Below are 13,826 nucleotides of genomic sequence, written 5' to 3'. Positions count from 1 at the left end.
CCGTTTCCAATACATGCGTAATCGTTGTAAATGAAAGAAGGGGCCATTATAGTTTATAATAACATCATGCATATGCAAGAAATAGCATAAATGAATCCAATTGTTTAGCTAGGAATGTTGTTATTGGCTTGGCTATATACTAGATTTCCCCTGACATCACTCGTGTTTGCGGAGCGGAGTAAACGATTAAAAGGTGTGATGAAGTATGGATATTGCCGTAGCTGGTGCGGGATATGTAGGGCTGGTCACAGCGGCGTGCCTGGCGGAGAAAGGGCATAAAGTTGCGTGCGTGGATGTAGATGCTGGAAAAGTGGCACCTCTTCAAAACGGAAAATCGCCGATCTATGAGCCTGGCTTGGAGGAATTGCTAAAGAAAAACCGCGAGCGGTTGTTGTTTACGACCGATTGCGTGGCGGCGTACCGACGGGCGGACGTTATTATCATCGCTGTCGGCACTCCGGAGGAGCCGGATGGATCTGTGAATTTGCGGTATGTGTGGGAAGCGGCAAAGCAGATCGCAGAGACGGCGGAAAAAGACTGCGTGGTGGCGGTGAAATCGACCGTTCCTGTTGGCACGGGCGATCAAGTGGAACGTTGGATAGAGGAGAATCGAAAAAATCCTGTTCACATTGAAGTTGTCGCGAATCCCGAGTTTTTGTCACAAGGGACGGCGGTCAAAGATACGCTGCACGCGTCGAGAATTGTATTAGGCGTGGAATCTCTATGGGCGGAGAAGGTCATGAAAGAGGTATATGATCCGTTTGCCCTTCCTTATGTCGTGACAGACCGGAAAAGCGCGGAAATGGTGAAATACGCATCCAACGTTTTTCTCGCCTTAAAAATATCCTATATTAATGAAATCGCGAATTTATGCGAAATGGTTGGCGCCAATATCGAAGACGTCGCGAAAGGAATGGGAATGGATCCGCGGATCGGGGGCCGCTTTTTGCGCGCTGGCATTGGTTATGGCGGGTCGTGTTTCCCGAAAGATACGAAAGCGTTGCGCTGGCTTGCGGCCGGTTGCGATTATGAATTGAAAACGGTGCAAGCGGCGATGGAAGTAAATGAAAGGCAAAAAATCAAATTGATTGAAAAGGCAAGAACGTACGTGGACCATTTTCGCGGATTGGAAGTGGCGGTGCTAGGTCTTACGTTTAAGCCGGGAACGGATGATATAAGGGAGGCACCTTCCCTCGCCAATATCGCGGTGCTGCTTGAAGAAGGCGCGAATGTTCGAGTGTGGGATCCTGTCGGGATGGGAAACGCAAGGCGCGTGTTCCAAACGGAAGTTGCGTATTGTTCGACGATCGCAGAGGCGATTACAAACGCGGATATTTGTTTTATTTTCACGGAATGGCAAGAAATCCGGCAATTTGACATCCGGCAATATGCTGATTTAATGAAAACGCCGCTTGTATTGGATGGGCGGAATTGTTACAGTCTGGACAGCGCGCGCGAGGCGGGAATCATTTATGAGTCGATCGGCCGCGAGCCGGTGTGCCCGGCGGAGGTTCGCCGCCGGCTGCGGGAAAACGCGGATGTGCGGAATTGCTAGCGAACGAGGAGCAACGCCCGCCCTTTCCTGGCGGCAGCAAATGCAATCACAATAACGCTGACGAAGCGGAAACGAAGTCGAACAATTTGTATATATCGGAAAACTAACCCGCATATATTTTTTATGATAGGCAAAAAGTTGATTAGCTGGGGTTAATCAATAGAAATTCAATATAAAATATTTTGAGATTCATAAAATAGTCAATAAAGCCGCCAGCGAACAAAATCGGACAACCAACCTGGATTGAAAACCTCACGAAAATGATCGGCGCAAGCTTTAAATTTTAAAAAAGGTCAAGTTCTCTTTATTGGATGAATTTGTGAACTCGGCTGCCGGAAAACGAAATCGCTTTTTGCACTTACGCGAAGGGACTGATGGAGAAATTAGCGTGCAAATTTGGCATTTTTAGCTTTTCATTCGCCATGATCTCGACTTGTCGCCAAAAGAACGCAATACGCTATTTCTGAAATTTAATCTTGAAAATGGGGTCGACTATAAAAAGGATTTCTCGTATTCTTATAAAGGTGACATAGATTGTTGTCATGTGAAACGATACTTTGAAGGGAAAGGAATGCTCGCAATGGATATTATCACGATTATAAAAGCGATCATTTTAGGAATGGTCGAAGGATTAACGGAATTTGCCCCTGTTTCCTCAACGGGCCATATGATTATTGTCGATGATATGTGGCTGAAATCGCAGGAATTTTTAGGAAAATATGCAGCAAACACGTTTAAAGTCGTCATCCAGCTCGGCTCGATTTTGGCGGTCGTTGTCGTGTTTAAAGAACGCTTTATCGACTTGCTTGGGCTGCGTGGCCGCCATCGCGATGGACAGCCGCGCCTGAAGCTGATGCAAGTGATTGTCGGACTCGTTCCGGCAGGAGTATTAGGGGTGTTGTTTGAGGATTATATTGACGAGCACTTATTTTCAACTGCAACCGTGCTGATTGGATTAGTGCTTGGAGCGCTATTGATGATTGCTGCTGATGTATTTGCCAAAAAGGCGCCGAAAGCGCAAACGGTCGACCAAATTACATATAAGCAGGCGCTTATCGTTGGGCTCATTCAATGTTTGTCGTTATGGCCAGGATTCTCTCGTTCCGGTTCGACGATTTCCGGCGGGGTGCTGGCGGGAATGAGCCACCGCGCCGCGTCCGATTTTACGTTCATCATGGCTGTACCGATTATGGCCGGGGCGAGCGGACTGTCTTTACTGAAAAACTGGCAGTATTTTACGATCGACGCTCTGCCATTTTTCATCGGTGGCTTTATTAGCGCGTTTGTGTTCGCGCTCGTTTCGATTCGCTTTTTCTTAAAGCTTATTAACCAAATCCGCCTCGTGCCGTTTGCCGTTTACCGTATCGTCTTGGCGCTTGTTATTTACATCGTGTATTTCTAAGATGATTTCGTAGACGAACTGTTTGCCCGATGGACGCATTCCATCGGGTTTTTTATGATCAAGTACTAATGTTTGTGTAAAATCCAACTCCTAGTTTAGTGAACTTATGTCTCCAGAAAATAGAACCGCCTTGTGTCCGTTTCTTTTTACACAAATTCCTGGATTTCATCTGTTTTTATTCCAACAGCCCAAGCTTCATCGCTTTGACAACCGCTCCGACCCGTGAGTCGACATCCAGTTTTCGCAGAATGGAAGATACGTGATGTTCGACCGTTCTTTTACTGATGTTTAACAGCTCGCTAATTTCTGCATTTGTCCTATCCTCGGAAATGAATTGGAGAATTTTCAATTCTATTTTTGTGAGAGGGGGATGATAATTGGATAATCGGTCAATCGGAAAAGATTTGATTCCTACATGGCTTTGCCTAATGGCATTGGCCAATTCAAAGACGGAATTTTCTTTTGTCACAAACGCATAAGCTCCAGCTTCATAAGCGGCGTGAATGTATTCGTCATAGTCATATCCTGATAAAATAACGACTTTGCATGTTGGATATGTTTCAGCTTTTGAAATGGATAAGCAGGAAGATCCTGAGTTTTTGGTGAATGGTGTAGCCATTCTGACTACTTATCCCGGAGCGGGAAGCGAAAAGGTAGAGCAATTGGTTACAAATGTGCTGGAGAAGAAAATAAAAACGGTTTCTGAAGTACAAAACATGGAGTCTTTTTCGCTTCCGAATGTATCCACCTTGTTTGTGACCTTTAAAGAAGGAAATAATCTGGAAAAAGCGCAACAAAAAGTGAAGGAACAGGTGGACCAGGCGAAAAGGTTTTTACCTGAAGATGCAATGGAACCTCGATTTCCTTATTCAAGGAGAACGAAAAGAGGGAAAACGCTGGACTTTTGAACTTTTCCTCCCTCCTCCTTGTCCGATCTGCCCGGCTTGTTTCGGACGGACAATCAAAATGTCATCGAAACGAAAACAATGGATTCATGGCTATACGAATAACATCGGTCTATTTTGGGTTAAGCTTTTCATAGAAAGACGACGCTGCCAAGCTTGTTCTCTGACGTTCACTGTTTTTTATCCGAGGCTTCCGTCTCACAGTATCGCGACGGAATCTTTTCAATATTGGGTCGCCCAGTTATGCATTGGGAAAACGATTCAAGAAGTCGTTCGCTTGTTACAACTAACCTATACAACGGTAGAATGCTGGTTTTATCAACATGCCACGGCTCTTTTACCAACATCGAATCCTACAGTAGTATGTGTGGATGAATTATAAGCCTTCATTTCACAACACTAATCATGTATAATATATACAGAAGCTTCGTATAAATAAAATAAGACCAAGGGTGCTGCAACACCCTCGGTCCTGCAATGGAGCGGTTCCCTACAAGGGGGATCGGCAGCAGAGCGGAAATAATCCACCCGTAGCTCCGGCAACTCAAGGGTGAATGTAAGACAGTATGGAAACGATAAAACTTGCGAAAGTTATCGCAAATATTAACGCTTCAAACACTGTCACGGCGTCATCCCCTTTCTGCATATAAAGGGGTACAATGCCGCCCACCCTTGAGTTCTCCCGCACTATTTTCTTTCTATTCATATATTAACAACTGTTGAAGACGGAAGATAATTAAGGTTTATCTTCTGTTTTTTTGTCGGAAAGTAGATGCCTTGTAGGGCATCTTTTTTATTGTGTATGGATGTTTAATCAATATGATGCTATTGGCTATACATCCCTTTTCTCCATTCGCCAAATCCCAATAAAAGAGAAGATACATATGTAAAAAGTGGAGGCCAAGTAAAATAAGACTAAATGAAAACGGTTATCCAAACCTTTTAGATGGATGGGATCCATTGCTATTGCCGGATAAGAAAGCGGCCATATATAACCGATTTTTAATAAATACAATAATATTCCTAAAAATGTAAATCCAACACCTATTCCTACCGGTACAGAGAAGCTTTTCATGGACGTAGACAATAAAAGTTGAAGGGGTGCAATTGCGATGGTGCCAATCCATCCGTGAAAAATCCATTTGATAATAGTGAACGGTATAAAGCCCGGGAGTCCCATTAATTTGCCTATGAGTGCATAGGCTGCTAATAAAAAGATTTGCGTTATGAACGAAAGGAAAGCAATCATCATAAGCTTTGATATATAAATGTCTTTTATCGATATAGGCATTGAAAGAAGTTTATTCCAATTGTTCCCTGTAAATTCGCATCTACAGATTAATGAGCTGTAGATGCCAATGAGAATAGGGAGCAGAAACATGCTGTAAAGCATGCCGACTTGCGTCCAAGCTTTTATCCATTCATTTTCTCCATGGTGTACAAGTACTTCTTTATTTGCTTGAAAGTTCAACAGTCCTAACACGGCACAAATGAGCGGTACACATATCATGATAAGCCAAACCTTTGATCTCTTTAATTTGAGCAATTCAGAAGCAAGAACGAATCGGATAGGCATCAATCAAATCCCCCTAGTTAATATCTTTTCTTATAAAATGATTTAAGCTGAGTAGAATCAAAAATATTCCGATGATTAAACTTAAATACAGATTAGAGAGGAAAGAAGGATTGTATTGGTAATTCATATGGCCATCTATCATTTTAAAAGTAATTGGGTTGGAAATAGCGGGATATGTCCAGATCAATAAACGGCTCACCGGGAACATTTGGCCAAAATAGCCGAGAAATGATCCGATCATTCCCGATGCTAATGCAAAGGCTTGATTTTTAATGATCAAGGATATCCATAGTTGAAGAGCCACAATACATATACTTGATGCCATCGATGCAAATACAAACTTTATCGTTAAGATAAAAGGGAACGAGCCAGGGAAATCTAAGATCTTTCCAATGATTATAGTGCTAAGAAAGGAAATGCAGGCAGGTATTAGCAATAACACAAAACTTACAATTAGTTTACTGAAATACACAGAAATTTTGTTGATCGGAGTGGCCAACAGCAATCTCCATGTATTTTCCTTATGTTCTAAATCGATCAACCGTGATACAATAACCGCTATGATCATAGGAAAAAACAGGCCGTTAAGAACGCCAAAATTTAGTATTAAATTTTCCCAAGTAAGAAACTCTTGTTTCGCTTTTGCGGTTAAAGTGAACACCCAAGCGATTTCTAATAAGTGCATCAAACTAATAACAAGCACAAACTGTTTTCTTTTTAACTTAAGAAATTCACTTTTTAATACCGATAACATCACAGGCTTCCTCCCTTGCCTGTAAGCTCAAGGAAAATATCTTCCAATGTGCGCCGTTCTTCCTCGATTCGATAAACCGATATATTGTTTGTTACGATGAGCTGATTCGCTTGGGCAATCTTTTCATCATCGCAGTCATGGAATACTAAGCATCCATTTTTTATCGTGGAAATAATATGATTATTCCGCAAAATCCGATAGCTTTCGGCGAGATGGCTTACTCTCATCTTTACTGTTGATTGGCTTTTTCGCAATTTCTCTATTTTATCTTGAAAAATAAGGGTTCCTTTTTGAATAATACCGACTTGGGTAGCAATCTGGTCAATTTCACTAAGTAAATGGCTGGAAATAATCACAGTCATGCCATATTTAGAAGGTAATTGCTTAATGAGCTCGCGTATTTCTTGTATTCCGGCCGGATCTAATCCATTTGTAGGTTCATCAAGAATTAAAAGTTTTGGGTAAGCTAAGAGAGCAGCAGCGATGCCCAGCCGTTGTTTCATGCCTAACGAATAGGTTTTGACAAGCTTGTCCTTTTGCCTAGTTAGCCGCACAATCTCCAATACTTCATCAATATTTCGCTTTGGGACGTTCATAAGGCGGCGAAGCACTTCTAAATTTTCATAGCCGGTTAAATGCCCGTAGCAAGATGGCGATTCCACTAAAGATCCAATTTGTTTCAGGATGCTTGTTCTATGGATGTTTATATCTTTGTTGAAAATGTTGATTTTTCCCTCGGTCGGTTTTACTAGACCTAAAAGCATTTTTAGTGTGGTTGTTTTTCCTGCGCCATTTGGCCCTAGGAAGCCGTAAATTTCGCCTTCTTTTACTTTTAAATTTAATTGTTTCACGCTAAAATGGTCTCCGTATTTTTTGGTAAGGTTTTGCGTTTCTACAACATACTGAGGCATATGGCTGTTTTCCTCCTTTAGGTGTGGTGCAATGTCAACTATACATAATCTTGTTTAACTTTCTTTTCACATTACCTTAAGATTTGCTTAATAAAAAAAGAGGCTGATTCAAAAGGTCGCTGAATCGACCGTTTTGAAATCAGCCTCTCCTTTTGTATTATTGGATATTTGTCAAGAAAATTTTTTTAAAATGATTGTTGTTGTTGTCCCTTTTCCCCATTTGCTTTGCACATGAATTTCGCCGCCGTGAGCATGAATAATTTGTTTCGCAATCGCTAATCCTAGGCCTGATCCTTCGGTATTTTTCGTATTACTGCCTCTAAAGTAGCGATCAAATAAATGCTCTAATTCTTCTTCCGGAATGCCTCGGCCATTATCTTCGACAAAAATATATACTGCATGTTTATCATCTTTCACACCGATTTTTATATGCGTGCCACTTGAGTTATGAACAATCGCATTAACAATGATGTTATTTAAGGCTCTCTGGATTAGCTTTTCATCTATTTTTAATATTAAAGAAGCGCTGTTTGCAAGGAATTCTATATTTTTATCTTGGTACGCGGGATTATTTACGTATGAAATGATTAATTCCCTTAATATCTTTATTATATCTGTATCTTTTTTGTTTAACGGGAGTATATCGTTTTTCAGCTGATATGTCAGCTTTAGATCGTCTATCAGTTTTTCTATATAAAGAGATTTTGACTCAATAATTTTGGCGTATTTCGTTCGTTCTTCTGCGGTAAAGTGATAATTTTTGTCTGCCAATAATTCACTGTAGCCCTTAATGGAAGATAAAGGAGTTTTTAAATCATGGGTGAGATTGGTAATCCATTCCTCTCTCATTTTGTCCAGTTGTTTTCTCTTTTTATCTAATTCTTGCAAATTAGTAGATAGCTGTTTTAACCCTACAAAAACGTCTTTATATATACCTTTGTTTATACTTTTCTGTTCATATACTCCTTTAGACAAATTTGTGATATTATCCATCATCATCCATACGGGTTTGGCCATATACTTAGCTACTCCATAAGCAAAAAATAAAACACATAGGATGGCAGCGCTAATGAGCATGAGAACCCCGTAAGGATAGAAACTAAACAAATGGTTAAAATTTAAGTAAATGAAAAAGCGTGAAACTCTTTCATAAGGAAACGCAACAATATAGCTCCATTTTTCGTTATTTTTTTCGAGTTCGCTCACGAAAATGGTATATCCATTTACCGAATATTTGTATAAAAAGACAATGTCTTTGGCTGTGTAGTGCTGCTTTGCCTTCTTTGGCGTATGAGCGTTATAAACGACGTTTCCATTCTTGTCTACAATTTGCATCCAAGCTTTATTTTGCGTGAGTATGCGCTCTCCTTCTTTAGTGAGATAAAAATTGCCGTTCATCCACTGGATCTGTTTTTTAAAGTTTAACGTAATCTCTTCAGGGGAAGATTCCTGATGGTTCCATTTATTATTGTAAAAGACGAAATAAGTAACGATAGCTACTTGCACGATGAATACTGTCAACAGCAGTCCAATAATAGAAGCGATATATAAAAGCGTGATTTTCCATTTCATACCCACTATTCCTTTGTCTTTAATTTATAACCTAGTCCTCTAACAGTGATTAAATATTTTGGATTAGAAGGATCATCTTCGATTTTTTCTCTTAAATGTCTTATATGCACCATAACCACATTGTCGCTTCCATAGTATGCTTCGTTCCAGACCGCTTCATATAAAGAGGATTTACTGAATACTTGATTTGGATGTTTTGCTAAAAATAATAGAAGCTGATATTCCGTTGCAGTCAAAGAGAGGGGATTATCGTTTTTTAATACTTCTCCGCTTTTTTCATTAATGGTGATGTCACCAAAGCGATATAATTTTGAACGACTAGATTGCAGCTCTCCTCTTAGATATTGATCACGCCTAAAAAATGCCTTCATGCGGTAAGCAACTTCTTTCGGACTGAACGGTTTTGTAATATAATCATCCGCTCCAATGCTTAAGCCAACAATGCGATCGACATCTTCTTCCCGAGCTGACAGAAAAAAGATAGGCACCATGGTAAAGGATCTAATTTCTTGACAGACACGAAACCCATCTATATCCGGAAGCATAATGTCGAGAACAATTAAATCTGGCTGAATACTCTTGCACATCTCGATTCCTTTATATCCAAGAGAGGCTTTGTATATGTAGCGGAATCCTTCTTTTCTTAGCACAATTTCCAGCAAGTCTAAAATTTCTTCTTCGTCATCGATGATTAGTATTTTTTTTGATTCTATGTATTTAGCATCAACAAGCAATATGTTCGCCTCCCTACGATTTAGGCGTGATGTTTTATTGCCAAGGCGCGACAAACCCTTTGTAGTAAATTTTACATTATATTATAGTTATTTTCATTATCTTCCAAAAAATAAAAGGGGATTAAAAACATATTTGTAGAAAATAATAATGTACGCCAAAATGCTGTTATTGATTGTGGATCTTACACATCCATATTTTCCGAAAGCAAATTTGCGGAAAATACGATGTTTTTTTCTTAATTTATTTGATACAGTGAAGGTGAAGCCGACCAGCTTGATAAAAGAATAATTAGAAAGAAAAGGATTGGTTCATTAACAACCTTTGGATATATTTCTTCATAACAGCCGCAAAACTTGACAAGAAAAACGCTCTCCTCTATCGAAAGGCGAGCGTTTAACCGTACCACTCTACTTGTTTACATGGAAACCAGCTCTTATGGATAACGGGGAATATCCCCGGCAACGCCCTATTAACCGAAAATGTTTGTTATGCAACTATCATGTTGTTATTATGAAAGAACGCAGACATTTTTATAATATCGGAATGAATTCTCATACAACATCAAAATCAAACGATGGAGGGGAAGAATGTTAAAGAAGTTCATGAAGCGCAAAGTTATGTACGTTTTTCTGTTTCTGTTTATTTTTGTTTATATCAATAACAGCAATTTTTTTGTTGAAAAACGAACCGGAAAACCTCTCCTTCTTGCACATCGTGGGCTTGCTCAGACATTTAGTATGGAAGGGATCACAGGTGAAACATGTACAGCCAAGCGAATATACCCACCGGAACATCCTTACTTAGAAAATACCATTCCTTCTATGGAAGCTGCCTTCGCTGCAGGGGCTGATATCGTTGAATTTGATGTACAACCAACGAAGGATGACCAATTCGCGGTGTTCCATGATTGGACTCTTGAATGCCGTACAAACGGTAAAGGAGTTACAAGGGAACATACCATGGCAGAATTAAAGTCATTGGATATCGGTTATGGATATACAGCCGACAACGGAAAAACGTTTCCGTTTCGTGGAAAAGGAATAGGGCTCATGCCATCGCTTGATGAAGTTCTTGCTCATTTTCCGAATCGTTCGTTTTTGATTCACGTCAAAAGTAATGACCCACAAGAAGGTGTACAACTTGCGCAATTTCTGTCGAAACTTCCTAAAAAGCAGCGCTCTCAATTGACGGTATATGGCGGGGATAAACCGATTGCTATGTTAAAAAAACATCTCCCAAACCTTCGAGTTATGTCAATGGCTACGATGAAGAGTTGCATGCTTCCTTATATAGCTGTAGGTTGGACAGGATATGTACCATCTGCATGTGAGAATACACAATTGCATATTCCAGAGAAAATAGCTCCTTGGTTGTGGGGATGGACGGATAAGTTTTTAAATCGAATGGAGAATGTGGGTACTCGTGTTATTGTTGTAGCAGGTGATGGGCAATGGTCAGAAGGTTTTGATACAGTTGAGGATATTAAACGACTACCTTCTAACTATACAGGTGGTATATGGACTAATCGGATTGATCGAATAGCTCCTTTACTTCAGAAACAAAAAGAATAGCAGGAGCTGTATTTGAAAAGCAAAAAAACTGTTTCAAATATTTAAAGAAGCATAATGGCATCCGCGTTTTTACGGATGCCATGTCTTTTTTACTTAATTTTTCATTGTTTCCTCAATCAGCGTCAACAACTTTTGCAGCGCGTCTCCCGCGTCGGACCGCTCCATGTTTTGCCGGTAGCGGTCTTTGTTTTGGTAAAGATGATAAATGGCGTTGCGCAGCGATTCGCTCGTTAAGTCTTCTTCCATCAGCACCTCGGCGTAGCCTGATTTTTTGAAAGAGCGGGCGTTTAAAATTTGGTCGCCGCGGCTTGCTTCTTTGGAAAGGGGAATAAGCAGCATCGGCTTGCGCAAGGCGAGAAATTCGAAAATCGAGTTTGCGCCGGCGCGCGATAAGATGATATCGGCCATCGCCATCAGATGCGGGAGCTCTTCATCCACGTATTCAAACTGCTTGTATCCTTTTACGTTCGCCAGTTTGGCATCGATATTTCCTTTCCCGCAAATGTGGATGATTTGAAAATCGGCAAGCAGCGTTTGCAAATTGGCGCGCAGCGTATCGTTAATCCGTTTCGAGCCTAAGCTTCCGCCCATAGCGAGAAGAACGGGTTTCCCTTTTTCAAATCGGCAAAGTGCCCGCCCTTTATCGGCGTTTCCTTGTTTTAATTGTTCGCGTACAACTGCGCCGATGTACATCCCTTTTTCTTCTTTGACATGGCGGAGTGTTTCCGGGAACGTAACGCAAATTTTTGTCGCAAACGGCATCGCGATTTTATTCGCAAGTCCCGGAGTAATATCAGATTCATGGATGATGGCTGGAACGCCATTTAGCCACGCGCCGATAATGACAGGAACGGAAACGAATCCGCCTTTCGAAAATATGAGGCTCGGTTTTTCTTTTTTGATAATCCAGTATGCTTGCAGCGTGCCTTTGAGGACTTTAAATGGATCTTTAAAGTTATTCCAGTCAAAGTAGCGGCGCAGTTTTCCTGTCGAAATCGGGAAATAAGGCACGCCTTCCACTTTGGAAATAAGTTCGCGCTCAATGCCTTGATGGGAACCGATATACGCGATGTCCCAGCCTCGTTCTTTTAGCTTTGGAATGAGCGCCAAATTGACCATCACGTGCCCCGCTGTTCCGCCGCCGGTAAGAATAATTTTTTTATTCAACGTCATCACCTGTCTTTTTTGGGCATCATGCCATTTTACATTTTTTTAGAAACCATTATTGGTGAATTTCGTATTGTATTATAGCAAATACTTGACGCTTCGGGTGCGGAAACATGAAAACTTCACACAGATGAAGCGCCATCAAGGCAATATTACGTTTCATTTCGCTTTTTTATAGCAATTTTTTATCATTTTCTTTATTTATTTTTATAAAAGTGCGATATGATATTATGATCTTTGTTGAGAAATATAAAATGGAAATTTCTTATATAAAACGAATAGATTGCAATTTTCTGTTTTCAAAAAAAGAGAGTACTGGTAAAGTACAAATAAGAGGTGAAAACGATGCTATGGATCGTTTTGGTTGTTGGAGCAATGATATTGTACGGCATCGTTCCAACTGTGCTGATTCGACAAGCGAATTTCCGCGTTTATCGCAAAGGAGCGCCATCGGGAATGATTGCGTTAACGTTCGATGACGGCCCCGACCCATATTACACACCGAGATTGCTAGATTTATTAAAAAAATATCAAGTGAAGGCAACCTTTTTTGTTGTCGGAAGAAAGGCGAAGCAATACCCTTATATTGTGAAGAGAATGCATGATGAAGGCCATGAAATCGGGATGCATAACTATCGCCATATTAGCAATTGGTTCATTTTTCCGCCGTTTTTAGGAAAAGGTTTGCGAAAATCAGCAAATATTATCGAACAAATTACGGGAACGCGGCCGATCTATTACCGTCCGCCTTGGGGGCATTTTAATTTGTTTACCCCGTTTTTGCAAAAGAAATATCCAACGGTGATGTGGACTTCTATTCTTGGTGACTGGAATGTAAAGGTTGGCGCGTTGGAATTGTTTAAGCGCCTGAAAAACAGCGTGGAAGATGGAGCGATTATCGTTCTCCATGATAGCGGAACAACGTTTGGCGCTGACGAACTGGCGCCGGAACAAATGTTGGCGGCGTTGGAATTGTTATTGAAAGAAGAAAAAGCAAAAAATATGCGCTGGGTGACGATTACAGATTTGCTGAATGCGCAAACTAATAAACGGATTTCATTATAATAATGGGGGATGGAATGGATACAGAGATTCTTTTTTCATATGTGCAATCATATGGATATGTGATTATTTTTCTATTTCTGTTTTTTGGCGTTGTCGGCATTCCCGCTCCAGAAGAGAGCTTGCTCTTTTTTCTCGGGATTTTCATTGCCAAGCAGCAATTGTTATGGGAATATTGTTTTATTGCAAGCTGGGGCGGTGTGGTGGCGGGGATGGTCATCGCCTACGGCATCGGCCGCTTTTTAGGGGCGCCATTTATTAAAAGGTATGGAAAGTATATCGGAATCAAAGAGGAAAAATGGGAGCGAACAAGAAAGTTGTTCCATCGACAAGGAAAGTGGGTCATTTTGTTCGGCTATTACGTTCCCGGCGTTCGGCAAATTTCCCCGTATATGGCTGGCGTGATCCGCTTTCCTTTCCGTTCGTTTTTATTGCTTGCCTCCGTTGGCGCGGCGATATGGACGATCCCTATTATCGTTGCTGGGATGTTGCTTGGCCGGCATGTGCAAATTCCGCTCATTTATTTTCCAATGTTCGGGATTGCCGCATTTTTGCTGTTTTTGCTTGGGATGTGGGTCGCGCAACGATTTCGCAAAAAATCTTTGGAAAATTAAAG

General features: G+C 40.9%; 13 protein-coding genes and 1 pseudogene. 7 read left to right on the top strand and 7 right to left on the bottom strand.

The window, feature by feature from the left end:
• The first annotated feature begins 205 nt into the window (after window positions 1-205).
• Window positions 206-1,555 carry a UDP-glucose dehydrogenase family protein gene (locus MWM02_RS18320; protein WP_244402642.1) on the top strand — a complete coding sequence of 450 codons (1,350 nt, stop codon included), beginning with the start codon at window positions 206-208 and terminating at the stop codon, window positions 1,553-1,555.
• A 580-nt stretch (window positions 1,556-2,135) separates the two neighbouring features.
• Entirely contained in the window at window positions 2,136-2,957 is an 822-nt protein-coding gene (locus MWM02_RS18315) for an undecaprenyl-diphosphate phosphatase (RefSeq protein ID WP_244403650.1), read from the top strand.
• Window positions 2,958-3,132: 175 nt separating this feature from the next.
• Here the strand turns inward: MWM02_RS18315 and MWM02_RS18310 are convergent.
• Window positions 3,133-3,513 (bottom strand): annotated as a pseudogene (locus tag MWM02_RS18310) (response regulator transcription factor); the annotation flags it as partial.
• Between the two features lie 16 nt (window positions 3,514-3,529).
• Between MWM02_RS18310 and MWM02_RS18305 the strand changes: the two are divergent.
• Together MWM02_RS18305 and MWM02_RS18300 are read left to right on the top strand one after the other, a co-directional pair.
• Complete coding sequence (locus MWM02_RS18305) at window positions 3,530-3,865, top strand: efflux RND transporter permease subunit (RefSeq protein WP_244402641.1); 336 nt, start codon at window positions 3,530-3,532, stop codon at window positions 3,863-3,865.
• 58 nt (window positions 3,866-3,923) lie between these two features.
• Window positions 3,924-4,244, top strand: coding sequence for a hypothetical protein (locus MWM02_RS18300; protein ID WP_244402640.1), 321 nt, complete (start codon window positions 3,924-3,926; stop codon window positions 4,242-4,244).
• A 450-nt stretch (window positions 4,245-4,694) separates the two neighbouring features.
• Here the strand turns inward: MWM02_RS18300 and MWM02_RS18295 are convergent, their stop codons facing one another.
• The 5 genes from MWM02_RS18295 to MWM02_RS18275 all read right to left on the bottom strand — a co-directional run bounded on the left by MWM02_RS18295 (window position 4,695) and on the right by MWM02_RS18275 (window position 9,409).
• Window positions 4,695-5,438, bottom strand: a complete 744-nt coding sequence (locus tag MWM02_RS18295; RefSeq protein ID WP_244402639.1) for an ABC transporter permease — start codon at window positions 5,436-5,438, stop codon at window positions 4,695-4,697.
• 13 nt (window positions 5,439-5,451) lie between these two features.
• A complete protein-coding gene (locus MWM02_RS18290; protein ID WP_244402638.1) occupies window positions 5,452-6,192 on the bottom strand; it encodes an ABC transporter permease in 741 nt (246 codons plus the stop codon).
• Window positions 6,192-7,103 carry an ABC transporter ATP-binding protein gene (locus MWM02_RS18285; RefSeq protein ID WP_064552717.1) on the bottom strand — a complete coding sequence of 304 codons (912 nt, stop codon included), beginning with the start codon at window positions 7,101-7,103 and terminating at the stop codon, window positions 6,192-6,194. Before MWM02_RS18285 ends, MWM02_RS18290 begins: the two co-directional genes overlap by 1 nt.
• Window positions 7,104-7,274: 171 nt before the next feature.
• Window positions 7,275-8,675 (bottom strand): sensor histidine kinase, encoded by a 1,401-nt coding sequence (locus MWM02_RS18280; protein WP_244402637.1) that lies wholly within the window; start codon window positions 8,673-8,675, stop codon window positions 7,275-7,277.
• 5 nt (window positions 8,676-8,680) lie between these two features.
• Window positions 8,681-9,409 carry a response regulator transcription factor gene (locus MWM02_RS18275; protein ID WP_244402636.1) on the bottom strand — a complete coding sequence of 243 codons (729 nt, stop codon included), beginning with the start codon at window positions 9,407-9,409 and terminating at the stop codon, window positions 8,681-8,683.
• A 588-nt stretch (window positions 9,410-9,997) separates the two neighbouring features.
• Between MWM02_RS18275 and MWM02_RS18270 the strand changes: the two genes are divergently transcribed.
• Window positions 9,998-10,981 carry a glycerophosphodiester phosphodiesterase family protein gene (locus MWM02_RS18270; protein ID WP_244402635.1) on the top strand — a complete coding sequence of 328 codons (984 nt, stop codon included), beginning with the start codon at window positions 9,998-10,000 and terminating at the stop codon, window positions 10,979-10,981.
• A gap of 93 nt (window positions 10,982-11,074) precedes the next feature.
• Here MWM02_RS18270 and MWM02_RS18265 read toward each other — a convergent pair whose 3' ends face one another.
• Window positions 11,075-12,148, bottom strand: coding sequence for an undecaprenyldiphospho-muramoylpentapeptide beta-N-acetylglucosaminyltransferase (locus tag MWM02_RS18265; protein ID WP_244402634.1), 1,074 nt, complete (start codon window positions 12,146-12,148; stop codon window positions 11,075-11,077).
• Window positions 12,149-12,493: 345 nt separating this feature from the next.
• Between MWM02_RS18265 and MWM02_RS18260 the strand changes: the two genes are divergently transcribed.
• Entirely contained in the window at window positions 12,494-13,213 is a 720-nt protein-coding gene (locus MWM02_RS18260) for a polysaccharide deacetylase family protein (RefSeq protein ID WP_244402633.1), read from the top strand.
• A gap of 14 nt (window positions 13,214-13,227) precedes the next feature.
• Window positions 13,228-13,824, top strand: coding sequence for a DedA family protein (locus MWM02_RS18255; RefSeq protein WP_064552712.1), 597 nt, complete (start codon window positions 13,228-13,230; stop codon window positions 13,822-13,824).
• Window positions 13,825-13,826 lie beyond the last annotated feature (2 nt).

It is taken from the genome of Parageobacillus sp. KH3-4 (assembly GCF_022846435.1).
GTDB classification, from domain to species: Bacteria; Bacillota; Bacilli; order Bacillales; family Anoxybacillaceae; genus Parageobacillus; species Parageobacillus thermoglucosidasius_A.
This window is presented reverse-complemented; position numbering and strand designations above follow the sequence as displayed.